This window comes from Mesorhizobium sp. CA6, from assembly GCF_020165035.1.
Classification (GTDB): Bacteria; Pseudomonadota; Alphaproteobacteria; order Rhizobiales; family Rhizobiaceae; genus Mesorhizobium.
The window spans coordinates 131,623-145,972 of the sequence record NZ_JAIUHI010000007.1 but is presented as its reverse complement, the minus strand read 5'-3'; the positions used below and the strand labels follow the sequence as shown (position 1 = coordinate 145,972).

Annotated in this window: 13 protein-coding genes; 12 read left to right on the top strand and 1 reads right to left on the bottom strand. The window is 64.9% G+C overall.

Annotated features, from left to right (window positions below; genetic code table 11):
* Positions 1-7 precede the first annotated feature (7 nt).
* The 3 genes from ruvA to LB526_RS12735 all read left to right on the top strand — a co-directional run bounded on the left by ruvA (position 8) and on the right by LB526_RS12735 (position 2,745).
* A complete protein-coding gene (gene ruvA, locus LB526_RS12745) occupies positions 8-628 on the top strand; it encodes a Holliday junction branch migration protein RuvA (RefSeq protein WP_224627879.1) in 621 nt (206 codons plus the stop codon).
* Between the two features lie 43 nt (positions 629-671).
* Positions 672-1,709: a Holliday junction branch migration DNA helicase RuvB gene (gene ruvB, locus LB526_RS12740; protein WP_224528031.1), complete on the top strand. Its 1,038-nt coding sequence runs from the start codon at positions 672-674 to the stop codon at positions 1,707-1,709.
* 133 nt (positions 1,710-1,842) lie between these two features.
* On the top strand, positions 1,843-2,745 hold the full coding sequence (locus LB526_RS12735; RefSeq protein WP_224627877.1) for a metallophosphoesterase: 903 nt from the start codon (positions 1,843-1,845) through the stop codon (positions 2,743-2,745).
* 24 nt (positions 2,746-2,769) lie between these two features.
* On the opposite strand, the gene LB526_RS12730 is transcribed toward LB526_RS12735, so the two are convergent.
* Positions 2,770-4,020 (bottom strand): glycoside hydrolase family 5 protein, encoded by a 1,251-nt coding sequence (locus LB526_RS12730; protein ID WP_224627875.1) that lies wholly within the window; start codon positions 4,018-4,020, stop codon positions 2,770-2,772.
* A gap of 131 nt (positions 4,021-4,151) precedes the next feature.
* Here LB526_RS12730 and ybgC point away from each other — a divergent pair, with 131 nt between their 5' ends.
* From ybgC to ftsH, 9 genes are all read left to right on the top strand, one after another.
* Entirely contained in the window at positions 4,152-4,625 is a 474-nt protein-coding gene (gene ybgC / locus LB526_RS12725; protein ID WP_224627873.1) for a tol-pal system-associated acyl-CoA thioesterase, read from the top strand.
* A 306-nt stretch (positions 4,626-4,931) separates the two neighbouring features.
* Positions 4,932-5,642: a protein TolQ gene (gene tolQ / locus LB526_RS12720; protein ID WP_095767277.1), complete on the top strand. Its 711-nt coding sequence runs from the start codon at positions 4,932-4,934 to the stop codon at positions 5,640-5,642.
* A gap of 9 nt (positions 5,643-5,651) precedes the next feature.
* On the top strand, positions 5,652-6,113 hold the full coding sequence (tolR, locus tag LB526_RS12715) for a protein TolR (protein ID WP_411967501.1): 462 nt from the start codon (positions 5,652-5,654) through the stop codon (positions 6,111-6,113).
* Positions 6,114-6,120: 7 nt separating this feature from the next.
* The gene (locus tag LB526_RS12710) at positions 6,121-7,275 is read left to right on the top strand and encodes an energy transducer TonB (protein WP_224602211.1); all 1,155 of its coding nucleotides are present in this window, start codon (positions 6,121-6,123) and stop codon (positions 7,273-7,275) included.
* A 68-nt stretch (positions 7,276-7,343) separates the two neighbouring features.
* The gene (gene tolB / locus LB526_RS12705) at positions 7,344-8,636 is read left to right on the top strand and encodes a Tol-Pal system beta propeller repeat protein TolB (protein ID WP_224528395.1); all 1,293 of its coding nucleotides are present in this window, start codon (positions 7,344-7,346) and stop codon (positions 8,634-8,636) included.
* Positions 8,637-8,897: 261 nt separating this feature from the next.
* Complete coding sequence (pal, locus tag LB526_RS12700; protein ID WP_095767281.1) at positions 8,898-9,404, top strand: peptidoglycan-associated lipoprotein Pal; 507 nt, start codon at positions 8,898-8,900, stop codon at positions 9,402-9,404.
* Between the two features lie 232 nt (positions 9,405-9,636).
* Positions 9,637-10,791, top strand: a complete 1,155-nt coding sequence (ybgF, locus tag LB526_RS12695; RefSeq protein WP_224627871.1) for a tol-pal system protein YbgF — start codon at positions 9,637-9,639, stop codon at positions 10,789-10,791.
* Positions 10,785-12,143: a tRNA lysidine(34) synthetase TilS gene (gene tilS / locus LB526_RS12690; protein ID WP_224528019.1), complete on the top strand. Its 1,359-nt coding sequence runs from the start codon at positions 10,785-10,787 to the stop codon at positions 12,141-12,143. The genes ybgF and tilS overlap by 7 nt, the downstream gene beginning before the upstream one ends.
* 122 nt (positions 12,144-12,265) lie before the next feature.
* Positions 12,266-14,200, top strand: coding sequence for an ATP-dependent zinc metalloprotease FtsH (gene ftsH / locus LB526_RS12685; protein ID WP_095767284.1), 1,935 nt, complete (start codon positions 12,266-12,268; stop codon positions 14,198-14,200).
* Positions 14,201-14,350 lie beyond the last annotated feature (150 nt).

Here is a 14,350-nt window from a genome sequence, read left to right as displayed (position 1 = left end):
GACAATCATGATCGGCAAGCTGAAAGGCACGTTGGACGAGATCGACGAAGATAGCTGCGTCATCGACGTGCATGGCGTCGGCTACGTCGTCCATTGCTCGGTGCGGACGCTGGCCGCGCTGCCCTCGCTCGGCGAGGCGGTGGTGCTGTTCATCGAGACCTATGTGCGCGAGGACATGATCCGCCTCTATGGCTTCCAGACCGGGCTGGAGCGCGAGTGGTTCCGCCTTCTGATGAACAATGTGCAGGGCGTCGGCGCCAAGGTGGCGCTGGCCATCCTATCGACGCTGGCGCCGGCCGACCTCGCGAACGCGATCGCGCTGCGCGACATTGCCATGGTTTCCCGCGCGCCCGGCGTCGGCAAGAAAGTGGCGGAACGCATCGTCACCGAACTGCGCACCAAGGCGCCAGCCTATGCGGGCGCGGCCAGCGGTACGATCGGGCTCAAGCAGGAGCTTGGCGAAGGCGTCGCGGCCGCACCGATCACCGATGCGGTCTCGGCGCTCGTCAATCTCGGCTATTCGCGCGACATCGCGGCGAACGCGGTTGCCGCGGCGCTGAAATCGGCCGGCGAGGGCGCGGATGCGTCCAAGCTCATCCGCTTCGGCCTGAAGGAACTGGCGCGGTGAAGCGACGCTTGTCCCGCCATTGGTCCTATGCAAGGAAGGCGGCATGACCCTTTCGCCCCGCCTCATTGCTCCCGACAAGCGCGGCGAGGATGCCGACCAGACGCTGCGGCCGCAGTCGCTCGATGAGTTCGTCGGCCAGGCGGCGGTGCGCGCCAACCTCAAGGTCTTCGTCGATGCCGCCAAGAGCCGCGGCGAGGCGCTCGACCATGTGCTGTTCGTCGGGCCGCCGGGACTCGGCAAAACGACGCTGGCGCAGATCATGGCGCGCGAGCTTGGGGTCAATTTCCGCTCGACCTCGGGTCCGGTCATCGCCAAGGCCGGCGATCTCGCCGCGCTGCTCACCAATCTCGAGGAGCGCGACGTCCTTTTCATCGACGAGATCCATCGCCTCAATCCGGCGGTCGAGGAAATCCTCTATCCGGCGATGGAGGATTTCCAGCTCGATCTGATCATCGGCGAGGGACCGGCGGCGCGCTCGGTCAAGATCGACCTTGCCCGTTTCACGCTGGTCGCGGCGACGACGAGGCTCGGGCTCTTGACCAATCCGCTGCGCGACCGTTTCGGCATTCCGGTCCGGCTCAATTTCTACACGGTCGAGGAGCTGGAGCAGATCGTGCGCCGCGGTGCCCGCATCCTGTCGATGCCGCTCGGCGACGATGGGGCGGTGGAGATCGCGCGCCGCGCGCGCGGCACGCCGCGCATCGCCGGCAGGCTGCTGCGCCGGGTGCGCGATTTTGCTTCTGTCGCGGGGGACGGTCATGTCGACAGGAGGATCGCCGACGAGGCGCTGACCAGGCTGGAGGTCGACGCGCTCGGCCTCGACGCGCTCGACCGCCGCTATCTGTCGATGATCGCGCGCAATTTCGGCGGCGGCCCGGTCGGCATCGAGACGATCGCGGCCGGGCTCTCCGAGCCGCGCGACGCGATCGAGGACATCATCGAACCTTACCTGATCCAGCAGGGCTTCATCCAGCGCACGCCGCGCGGCCGCGTGCTGACCGCCAACGCCTGGCGCCATCTCGGCCTCGACCCGCCGAAGGATATCGCCCAGCAGCAGATCAGCCTGTTCCAGGAAGAGTAACGCAGATTTGTTCGCGTTTCGGCGGCGCAATGGCCCATCTGCGCAGAATCTGCGCGGCTCGGCCCGACTGAGGGCGCAATTGCATCCTTTAAGATAGGCGTATCTGACGCTATCCTAGGGCTTGGGGCGACCTATGATCACCAGACGCGCTTTCCTGCGCCTTGTCGGCGGCTCGGCCTTCAGCCTGGTGTCGCTTGGCGCCTATGCCGTCGGCATCGAGCCGATGCTGCTGACCCATGTGAAGCGCTACACGCTGACGCCGCCGCACTGGCCCGCCGGGCTCAAGCTGCGCGTCGTGGCGCTGGCCGACATCCATGCCTGCCGGCCGTGGATGACGCCGGAACGGATCGCGGCACTTGCCGAAGAAGCCAATGCGTTGCAGCCGGACGTGATCGTCATGCTTGGCGACTACCCCGCCGGGACCCGGCTGGTGACCGGCTGGGTAAACGCGTCGGAATGGGCGCCCGCGCTGTCCGGGCTCAAGGCGCCGCTTGGCGTGTTCTCGATCCTCGGCAATCACGACTGGTGGGAGGACCGCACCGCGCAGGCAGCCGGGGCAGGGCCGACCATTTCACGCAAGGCGCTGGAGGCCGTCGGCATTCCGGTGCTGGAAAACGACGTCGTGCGCCTGGAAAAGGACGGACAGGTTTTTTGGATCGCAGGCCTGGCCGACCAGATTGCGCTGTTGCCGAACAAGGCCAAGGGCCGCAGGGGCCTCACCGGCCTCGACGATCTTCCCGGCACGCTGGCCAAGGTCGGCGACACTGCGCCCATCATCCTGCTTGCGCATGAGCCGGACATTTTTCCAAAGGTGCCGTGGAGGGTTTCGCTCACCTTGTCCGGGCACACGCATGGCGGACAGGTGCGGCTGTTCGGCTATTCGCCAGTCGTGCCTTCGGCCTATGGCAATCGCTACGCCTACGGCCATGTCGTCGAGAACGACCGCAACCTGATCGTCTCGGGAGGACTGGGCTTCAGCATCGCTCCGATACGTTTCGGGGTGCAGCCGGAGATCTTGCAGATCGATCTCGGCTGAGGCGCGTCGCCCCGGCCCGCCGTCTCAGCGCAGCGACCTGATCACGTCCATCACGTCAGGTTCCGCCTTCTCGCCATCGAAGGCGTCGACCACGCCGAAGGCGCCGCCATAGCTCCACACCGACCATGAAAAGCCATGCGCCTCGGCGCGGACGATCATGTCGCGCATATAGGCTGCGCGATATGCGGCCGGCATGACGAAGCTGTTGCCGTATTCCTTGCGGATCATGCCGAATTCACCGAGCGTGATGTCCTGCGGCTTGACGCCGTTGGCCTTCGCCCAGGCGTCGACCGTCGCGAACGGCGCATCCATCACGCCAAGCAGCTTTTCAGGACTGTCCGTCGTCGCCACCTGCTCGTCGAGATAGCTAAGTAGGCCGCTTCGCCGCGCCCAGGGCGCCTCGGCCCTGATCCGGTCGCGGATCGCGTCCAGCGCCATGTCGAGTTGCGCCTTCGGGACAGCCGTCAACGGATAGGGCAGGCCGGTTACGTAGGGGATGAAGTCGCCGGCCCAGCTTGCGCCCTGATGCGTCAAAAGGAACGGATCGTAGGAATGGAAGGTCCAGATGATGTTGTCATCGGCGATCGTCTTGGGGTCGATCCTGGCCAGCGACTCCGCGTTCGAATAGCAGCCGCCGGTCAGGATCAGCGTCAGCCTGGTGGCGGAGGCGCGCGCGGCGGCGAACAGCTGCTTCTGGCGGTCGGGCCAAAGGTTGGTGCCGTTCGCCTCGCAATCGGCCAGCGGCTCGTTCATCAGTTCCAGCGCGACAAGCTTCGGATCCTCCTTGGCCAGCGTCCGCGCCATCTTGCGCACCAGCTCGGCATAGGCATCGAAGACGGCCGCGTCATGCATCACCTCGCTCATGCCGATCTTGCGGTTGCCGCCGGCGGGGATCAGATGCAGGTCGACGATCACCTTCAGGCCGGCACGGTTGATCATGCGCGCGGAGGCCAGCACGCTGGCATAGAGGTCGTCGCGAAGGGCCGTGGTGCGGTCCGAAAGAAAGGGCGAGGGATCGACCGGCATGCGCAGGAAATCGAGACCGGCACCCTTGAGTGCCTTGAGGTCGCCCTCCTTGAGGAATTTGCGCCACTCCGGATAAGGCAGGATCGCCTGGCGCTCGCCCCATCTATCCTCGACCGGCCAGGTGACCCACTGGTCGAGATTGAGGCCGCGCTTCATCGAGAAAGTCGCCGCTGCGGCGGGCAACGCCAATGGGCCAAGCGCAAGCAGCGCCGCCATCAAGGTCTTGATCATCGTGCCCAACAGTGCCATCCCGTTCCCGCGCGAAAACAGTGCGTGTCGCCCAAAAGTGTGCAGCGGTTTTTGGGACAACGACACGCATAGAAAAATGCCTAAAGCCCGAGGGCTTTAGGTGCCTGTTCGGGCCTGAAAAGGAAAGCGCGATGGACGATCATGGTGAATCGGCGGCGCTCGGCGCCGGGCTTTCCGGCGCGCTGACGGAGTTCGGCCACCGGCTGATGGCGAGGGTCTACTATGCCGACACGGATTTCTCCGGCGTCGTCTATCATGCGCGCTATCTCGAATTCCTCGAACGCGGCCGCTCCGACTATCTGAGGCTGACCGGCGTCCACCACACCGAACTCCTGGACGGCAAGCATGGCGAGCGGATCGTCTGGGTGGTGCGGCGCATGGAGATCGACTTCCGTTCGCCGGCGCGCATGGACGATATCCTCACCATCGACACGCGCACCGACGATATTTCCGGCGCCCGCATCTTCATGGGCCAGCAATTGAAGCGCGGCGGCGACGTGCTGGTCGAGGCCAAGGTCGAGGCGGCGATCGTCGGCGAAAGCGGCCGGCCAAAGCGTTTCCCAAAGGAATGGATCGCGGCTTTCATGCCGAAGGCAAAAGCCTGAAGCTTCCACGCGAGGCCCATCTTGAAGGCTTCAACCGGACGGCTCCGGTTGCCGGCCGCCCCAGCCATGCGCGGCAATGCGCCGCGCCTGATCCCCTAACCCATCCTTAACCATAACGGTTCATGAAGGAATTGGCGAAGATTGGCGCAATCCGTGCGCCTTCCTTTCACCAATATTTGCCTCGAAAAGGCCGCGAAACGGTGCATTCGGGGCTATCCGCAAGCTTCTAGCTTCGCGCGATCGGACCAAAGGAATGCCCATGGGCCAGCCGCCAGCGATGCCCGGAAAATCTTAAGGACGTAAGTCATGGAAAATATCGCACTCGCCGAACCGGGCGCGCATCTGTCGCTCTGGGCCCTATTCATGCAGGCCGGCTGGGTGGTCAAGCTGGTCATGATCGGCCTGCTCTGCGCCTCGATCTGGACCTGGGCGATCATCATCGACAAACTCGTCGCCTATAGCCGCATGCGGCTGGCGCTCAACCGCTTCGAGCAGGTGTTCTGGTCGGGCCAGTCGCTGGAGGATCTCTACCGCACGCTGGCCGATCGCAAGACCACGGGGATGGGCGCGATCTTCGTCGCCGCCATGCGCGAATGGAAGAAGAGTTTCGAAAAGGGCGCAAAATCGGCGCTGGCGCTGCAGACCCGCATCGACAAGGCGATGGACCTGGCGCTGACGCGCGAGATGGAGAAGCTGGAGGGTCGGCTCGGCTTCCTCGCCACCACCGGCTCGGCCGCACCCTTCATCGGGCTGTTCGGCACCGTCATCGGCATCATGACGTCGTTCCAGGCGATCGCCGCCTCGAAGAACACCAGCCTTTCGGTGGTGGCGCCCGGTATCGCCGAGGCGCTGCTCGCCACCGCGATCGGCCTGCTCGCGGCCATTCCCGCGGTCATCGCCTACAACAAGCTGTCATCGGACGCGAACAAGATCGGCATGCGCATGGAAGGCTTCGCGGACGAGTTCTCCGCCATACTCTCGCGCCAAATCGATGAAAAAGTAGCGCAGAAGGGCTGAGGATCGACAATGGGGATGTCTGCTGCAGGCGCAAGTGGCTCGGGGCGAGGCGGACGCGGCCATAGGCGGCGCGGCCGTCACCATGCCCTGATGTCCGAGATCAACGTCACGCCGATGGTCGACGTGATGCTGGTGCTGTTGATCATCTTCATGGTCGCGGCGCCGCTGCTCACCGTCGGCGTTCCAATCGACCTGCCGGACACGCAGGCCAAGGCGATGAATGTCGACACGCAGCCGATCACCGTCTCGATTGACTCGACGGGCAAGATTTTCCTGCAGGAGACCGAGATCCCGATCGAGGAGCTGGTAGCCAAGCTGCAGGCGATCTCGAAGACCGGTTACGACGAACGCATCTTCATCCGCGGCGACAAGGCGACCGATTACGGCACGGCAATGAAGGTGATGGCCCGCATTTCGGCGGCCGGCTACAAGAATATCGGCCTGGTCTCGCTGCAGGAACAGGATCAGTAGACGCCAAATGCGGACCGGCCTCACCTCATCGGTGATCTTGCATACGGTGGCGCTGGCCTTCGGGCTGTTCACGCTGTCGTCGCCACCTGCCATGCCCGCGGCCGACGTGGAGTCGGTGGCGGTCGACATTGTGCCTATGGAAGCCGTGCCGCAGACGCTGCAGGGTGACAAGAAGTCGGTGATGCATGAAAAACCGGCGCCGCTGCCGACCAAGCGGCCGGACGTCGTGCCCAATGCACAGAAGGTCGGCGAGAACACCGTCGACACCGATAAGCCGGTGACGGACGAAGCCAAGCCGAAGCCGGTCGAGAAAACGGCGGCGCCGCCACCCGCGCCGACGCCGACCGAGAAGCCGGCGGTCGAGGACGTGCCGAAGCCGCAGGAAAAACCGAAGCCGACCCCGGCGACGGAAGTTGCGCCGACGCCGACGCCGAAGGAAGAGGTCAAGCCCGAGCCGGTCAAGCAGACGGAGCCCAAGCCGACGCCCGCCAAGCAGCCGACACCGACGCCGCCGAAGGACACGACCGCCGCTATTTCGAAGGACGAGGTGAAGCCCGACGCCGTCGCCGAGGCGATCGCCCAGCAGCAACCCACCGACGAGGCCAAGCTTCCGGACTCCGCGCCTGCGCCGGAAGCGCGGCCGAAGCCGCAGCCGGCCCAGGCCGAAAGCGCCAAGGCGCCGGACCGCAAGGACGCCGACAAGCCGGTGAAGGAAGCATCTTCCAAGCCGAAGTCGGACGACAAGCAGTTCAATGCCGATGAGATTTCCGCCCTGCTGGACAAGCAGAAGCCGTCCGGCGGCGGCGCCAAGCGCTCGACGCAGCAGGCTTCGCTGGGCGGCGAAAAGGACCAGGGCCAGAAGCTGTCGAAGTCGGAGGAAGGGGCCCTGCGCGATCAGCTTGCGGGTTGCTGGACCTTCCCGGCGGGCATGGAAGCCTCGGACGATCTCATCGCCGTGATCTCGTTCAACCTCGACGCCTCAGGCAAGCTGGACGGCCGGCCTGTCGTCGAGAAATCGAGCGGAAACCGCCAGGTCGACGAAAGCGCGGTGCGCGCTATCCAGAAATGCAACATGGCCGGCCTGCAGGTTCCTCCCGGAAAACAGGACATCTGGGCGCAGATCAAGGTCACTTTCGATCCGAGGGAAATGCTTGGCCTCTGAGGCCTGCCCTCCGCACAATCAGCGAAGAGAAGCGAGAAGATATGAAATTCACCCTCAAGCCGCTCCTGATGGTCGCGACAATTGCACTGGGTTCTATCGTTGGCGCGGCCGCGCCGGCATGGGCTCTCGTCGAGATCAACGTCAACAAGGGCAATGTCGAACCGCTACCGATCGCCATCACGGATTTTCAGTCGAATGATGCGCTGGGCGCGCAGATCACCGAGATCGTCACCGCCGACCTGAAGCGCTCCGGGCTGTTCGCGCCGATCGACAAGAGCGCGTTCATCGAAAAGATTTCCGGTCCGGACGCCACACCGCGCTTCGACGACTGGAAGGTGATCAACGCGCAGGCGCTGGTCACCGGCAGCGTCGGCAAGGAAGCCGACGGACGCATCCGCGCCCAGTACCGGTTGTGGGATACTTTTGCGGGCCAGCAGATGGCGGGCGAGCAGTTCTTCGCCAACGACGCCAACACCAGGCGCGTCGCCCATATCATCGCCGACGCCATCTATGAGCGGATCACCGGCGAAAAGGGCTATTTCGACACGCGCGTGGTCTTCGTCGACGAGTCCGGCGCCAAGAACGCCCGCAAGAAGCGGCTCGCCATCATGGACCAGGACGGCGCCAATATACGCTACCTGTCGGACGGCCGCGCGATCGTTCTGACGCCGCGTTTTTCGCCGAACCGGCAGGAAATCACCTACATGTCCTATGAAAGCGGGCAGCCGAAGGTCTATCTGCTGCAGATCGAGACCGGACAGCGCGAGCTGGTGGGCAACTTCCCCGGCATGACCTTCGCACCGCGCTTCTCGCCCGACGGCCAGAAGGTGATCATGAGCCTGCTGCGCGACGACGGCAACTCCAACATCTTCGCCATGGATCTGAGGAGCCGCTCGACGACGCGGCTCACCGATTCGACCGCGATCGACACTTCTCCCTCCTATTCGCCGGACGGCTCGCAGATCGTCTTCACCTCCGACCGCGGCGGCGGCAGCGGCCGTTCGCAGATCTATGTCATGGGCGCGGACGGCTCCAATCCGCACCGCATATCCTTCGGCGACGGCGTCTATTCGACGCCCGTCTGGTCGCCGCGCGGCGATCTCATCGCTTTCACCAAGCAGAGCGGCGGCGAGTTCCAGATCGGCGTCATGAAGACCGACGGCTCGGGCGAGCGCATCCTGTCCTCCGGCTTCCAGCAGGAGGGTCCGACCTGGGCGCCGAACGGCCGCGTGCTGATGTTCTTCCGCGACTCCGCCGGCGGCCCCAAGCTGGTCTCGGTCGATCTCACCGGCCGCAACGAGCAGCAGATTCCGACGGCGAACTATGCTTCGGACCCGGCTTGGTCGCCGTTGCTTGAGTGAGGGGCGGGGAACTGGGGAATTGAAGAATTGAAGAAATGAAGAAAGCGGGCGGCTCAAAATCCTGCTTTCCCCTTGGTCGCGTTTTGGCCGCATTTCTGCCTAGTGTCCGCGCGCAGTCTTGCCCTTGGTAAATGCGTGGGACCAGAAGAGCCGCGGGGGCGGCTCGAAACCAAAAATTAACCGTGTTTCTTGAATGCCGGTTAACCCAAACGTGGTTACTGGGTGATCAACGAAATCACTCATATGCGAAGGAGAGGCGGCATGGGCCGTATCGCAGCACTTACCAGAAACCCAGCGATGATCGCTCTCGTGATGGCGCTCGCCATTACCGGTTGCGCCTCGAAGAAAACCCCGAACAGCGCGGCCGATCTCGGCCTCAACGGTGCCGGCGCCGCGACGCCCGGTTCGGCGCAGGACTTCACCGTCAACATCGGCGACCGCATCTTCTTCGATACCGATTCCTCGTCGATCCGCGCCGACGCACAGACCACGCTGGCCCGCCAGGCGCAGTGGCTGAACCAGTACCGCCAGTATGCGATCGTCATCGAAGGCCATGCCGACGAGCGCGGCACGCGTGAGTACAATCTGGCACTGGGCGCCCGCCGCGCCGCCGCCACCCGCGACTTCCTTGTCTCCAAGGGCGTCTCCGCCGGCCGCCTGAAGACGATCTCTTACGGCAAGGAGCGTCCGGTCGCGGTCTGCGACGACATCTCCTGCTGGTCGCAGAACCGCCGCGCCGTCACCACGCTTTCCGGCGCCGGCTCCTGACGCATGATACCGAAGATCGGGGTCGATTTTCGGTAACGGCGCTCGGCGTCCCAGGCGACAAAAATACAACATCCCAAAAATGAAAGGCGGCCTCAGGGCCGCCTTTTTCCTTTGCAACAAACCGAAACAAAATTTGGCCGAAGTCTCGCGTCCTGCTATGAGCGCGAGGGCGCTTCCTCCCTTGTTTGATTTGGAAAGGCGCATCAGGCCAACACCCACCGCGAGAGACAGAATGCACTTCAGAACGGTCCTGAGCGGCACGCTTGCGCTGCTGCTCGTATCAAGCCTCCCAAGCCTTGCCGCGCCGGCCGACAGTGCCGGGCCGGCCGCCGACAGCGGGTTCACCTTCCATCTGCCCACGCTCGGCATCTTCGGCGACAAGATGAAGCCGGAACAGGCGCAGGTCGCACAACAGGAGGGCGGCGCCGGCGTGACTGGCCTGGAAGACCAACTGCGCCAGCTGAACGGCAAGATCGAGGAGATGAATTTCCAGATCCTGCAGATGCAGGAACAGATCCGCAAGCAGCAGGAAGACAATGAGTTCCGTTTCCAGCAGCTCGAGGGCCAAGGAGGCGCCAAGCCGGCCGGGCAGAAGAAATCGGAAGCCGCGCCCCAGGACAACAATAACGGCAACACCAATCTCGGCGATGCCGGCACCGGTCAATCCGGCACCGGCGACGCCGGAGCCGACAATAGCGTCGCCCAGGCCCCGGCGACGCAGCCGCCGGCTGGCACCGGTGCGCAAAACGGCGGCAAAAGCGTTGGCGACGTCATCGTGGAATCGCAGACCGGCGATCCCGGCAAGCTGATCACCGGCGCGCCGCCGAAGAATTTCGGCACCATCACCGTCGACAAGAACGGCAACGTGGTCAATGCCGAGACCGGCCCGCAGGCCAGCGCGCCGGCGGAAGCTCCCGCGGCCACGGCAAACGCTCCTTCCGCCGAGACGCCGGCCAAGAAGAGCAAGTCCGGCGGCACCGAAGTGGCGGCACTGCCGTCGACCAACAATCCCGACGAGCTCTATCGCAATTCCTACCAATTCATCCTGTCGGGCGATTATCCGACCGCCGAGCAGGGTTTTCGCGACCATATTTCCCGCTTCCCCAAGGACGCCAAGGCGGCTGATGCGCATTACTGGCTAGGCGAGTCTCTGCTCGGGCAGCAGAAATACCGTGACGCGGCCGAAGTCTTCCTCGCCGCCAGCAAGGACTATCCGAAGGCGAAGAAGGCGCCCGACATGCTGCTCAAGCTCGGCGTTTCGCTGGTCGGCCTGAAGCAGAACGACGTCGCCTGCGCCACCTTCAGTGAAATCGGCAAGCGCTATCCCGATGTTTCCGGCGCCCTCAAGGAACGCATCAAGCAGGAAAGGGCCCTGGCGTCGTGCTGACGCCCGACAGCAAACCTGACCTTTTGGACTGCCTTTTCTCCGACCTGGATCTTTCGACCGGCGCCATTGCTGCCGTGTCCGGCGGCAGCGACTCGACCGCCCTTCTCCTTCTCCTCAAAGATCACCTCGACCGGACGGCATCGGCCGCCAGGCTGCTCGCGGTGACCATCGATCATGGCCTGAGGCCGGACTCGGCCACTGAGGCGCGGCTCGTTCAACGCTTCTGCGCCGAGCGCGGCATCGCGCATCGCATTCTTGCCTGGCGCGGCGACAAGCCCGCGACCGGTCTGGCGGCCGCCGCGCGCGAGGCGCGCTACCGGCTGCTTGCCGAAGCTGCCGGCGCCGAAGGCATCAAGCTGATCCTGACCGGCCACACCGCCGACGACCAGGCCGAGACGGTGCTGATGCGGCAGGCGCGCGACGATGAGGGCCGGGGCCTCGCCGGCATGGCGCCCGCCACGCTGTTCGACTGGCGGACATGGATCGTCCGGCCGCTGCTTGGCACAAGGCGCGCGGCACTGCGCGAGATGCTGCGGGCTCGCGACATCGGCTGGATCGAGGATCCGACCAATGCCGATGCCCGCTTCGAGCGGCCGCGCGTGCGGGCGAAGCTCGCTCAGGGCGACGGCGAACAGCGTGTCGCGCAGGCGCTGGTACGGGCGGGCCAGGCGGCTCTCGAGCGCCGGGAAATCGGCCGCCGCGCCGCCATGCTCATCGACGCCTTTGCCGCCAGGCCGGTTCCGGGCCTCATCCGCCTCGATCGCAAGTTTGCCGGACATGAGGATGGCCAAGCCGCCATCCATGCGCTGCGCATCCTGTTGGCCACCATCGGCGGCGTCTCGTTTCTTGCCGACGAGACGCGCTGCGCTGCGCTGCTTTCGCGCCTGCGGTCCGCTCCGTTTCGCGCCACATTGTCGCGGACGGTTATCGACGCGCGACGAACCGGCATTTTCCTTCGCCGCGAGAACCGCGGCCTGCCTGCCGCCGCGCCACCGCAGCACAACCGGCTCTGGGACAATCGGCGGCGCATCACTTTGAAAGACGGGCCTGGCGACTTGGTGATCGCGCCGCTGGGGGCGGCCGCCGCCGGGAAAGCGCCCTTGAGTGAGGATATCCCGCCGAGCCTTTCGCGCGCCGCGCTTGCCGCGGAGCCCGCGCTGTGGTCCGCCAGCGAATGCCTTGGTTTTGCGGGCGGCAATGCCGGCTCGCGATCGGTCTCGATCGCTCCGGCGGTGGCTCCTTTCGCGCGCTTCCTGCCGTCCTTCGACATCGAGCCCGCCGCCGCCGCGGCGGCCCTGGTCGGCGCGCCGCCGTTGCCGGCACTGCCATTCCGCCGCCATGATGGTGGTTGAGGGTGGGCGAAAGCTTAACCGATACGTGCTGTTCTGCTTGGCAAGGGGGGGCGCTCTCCCTATGTTAGGCCCAAGCTAATCCATCATCGCGGGTCCGCGCGCGGACGCCAACGGGACAATAGATGAATCCGAATTATCGCAACCTCGCGCTCTGGGCGATCATAGCGGTCCTGCTCATAGCCCTGTTCAATCTTTTCCAGACGCCGCAGACGCGCGGCGCCACCACGGATATCGCCTATTCGCAGTTCCTGCAGGACGTCGCGTCGGGCCGGGTCAAAAGCGTGACCATCGCCGGCGCCCGCATCTTCGGCAACTACACGGACAACGCCAACGGCTTTCAGACCTATTCGCCCGGCGACCCGTCGCTAGTCTCCAGGCTGCAGGACAAAAACGTCACCATCACCGCAAAGCCCGAGACCGACGGCTCCAATTCGCTGTTCGGCTATCTGATCTCGTGGTTGCCGATGATCCTGATCCTCGGCGTGTGGATATTCTTCATGCGCCAGATGCAATCGGGCTCCGGGCGCGCCATGGGCTTCGGCAAGTCGAAGGCCAAGCTTTTGACCGAGGCGCATGGCCGCGTCACCTTCCAGGACGTCGCCGGCGTCGACGAGGCCAAGGAAGATCTCGAAGAAATCGTCGAGTTCCTGCGCGATCCGCAGAAGTTCCAGCGCCTCGGCGGCAAGATCCCGCGCGGCGTGCTCCTGGTCGGCCCGCCCGGCACCGGCAAGACGCTGCTCGCCCGCTCGGTTGCCGGTGAAGCCAACGTGCCGTTCTTCACCATTTCCGGCTCGGATTTCGTCGAGATGTTCGTCGGCGTAGGCGCAAGCCGCGTGCGCGACATGTTCGACCAGGCCAAGAAGAACGCGCCCTGCATCATCTTCATCGACGAAATCGATGCGGTCGGCCGCCATCGCGGCGCCGGCCTCGGCGGCGGCAATGACGAACGCGAGCAGACGCTGAACCAGCTTCTGGTCGAGATGGACGGTTTCGAGTCCAACGAGAGCATCATCCTCATCGCCGCCACCAACCGGCCCGACGTGCTCGACCCGGCGCTGCTGAGGCCCGGCCGTTTCGATCGCCAGGTCGTGGTGCCGAACCCCGACATCGTCGGCCGCGAGAAGATCCTCAAGGTGCATGTGCGCAACGTGCCGCTGGCGCCCAATGTCGACCTCAAGGTGGTTGCGCGCGGCACCCCGGGCTTTTCCGGCGCCGATCTGATGAACCTCGTCAACGAATCCGCGCTGATGGCGGCGCGCCGCAACAAGCGGCTCGTCACCATGGCCGAGTTCGAGGACGCCAAGGACAAGATCATGATGGGCGCCGAGCGCCGCTCGTCGGCGATGACGCAGGCCGAGAAGGAGCTGACCGCCTATCACGAGGCCGGGCACGCGATCCTGGCGCTCAACGTGCCGTCGGCCGATCCGCTGCACAAGGCAACCATCATCCCGCGCGGCCGCGCGCTCGGCATGGTCATGCAGTTGCCGGAAGGCGACCGGTATTCGATGAGCTACAAGTACATGATCTCGCGGCTTGCGATCATGATGGGCGGCCGCGTCGCCGAAGAGTTCAAGTTCGGCAAGGAGAACATCACGTCGGGCGCCTCCTCCGATATCGAGCAGGCGACCAAGCTGGCGCGCGCCATGGTCACGCGCTGGGGCTTCTCCGACAAGCTCGGCCACGTCGCCTATGGCGACAACCAGGAAGAGGTCTTCCTCGGCCATTCGGTGGCGCGCACCCAGAACATCTCGGAAGAGACGGCGCAGATCATCGACGCCGAGGTGCGGCGCCTGATCGACGACGCCTATTCGACCGCCAAGACCATCTTGACCAAGAAGAAGAAGGAGTGGATCGCGCTCGCCGAAGGACTGCTCGAATACGAGACGCTGTCCGGCGACGAGATCAAGCAGCTGATCGCGGGCAACAAGCCCGCCCGCGACCTCGGCGACGACACCCCGCCCAGCCGCGGCTCGGCCGTGCCGAAGGCCGGCACCGGCGGCCGCCGCAAGAAGGGCCCCGAGCCCGAAGGCGGCATGGAGCCGCAGCCGTCAAGCTGAGGTAGTGCGCGAAAGACTGATCGAGAAACGCCGCGGCTTGCTCCGCGGCGTTTTTGTTTGCATTGGAGACGAGGCAAGGCTTCCCTCGTCCTGGCGCGTAGATATCGCCCAACAGCAGATCCCAGATACTCCCGAGGATGATGGCTCAAC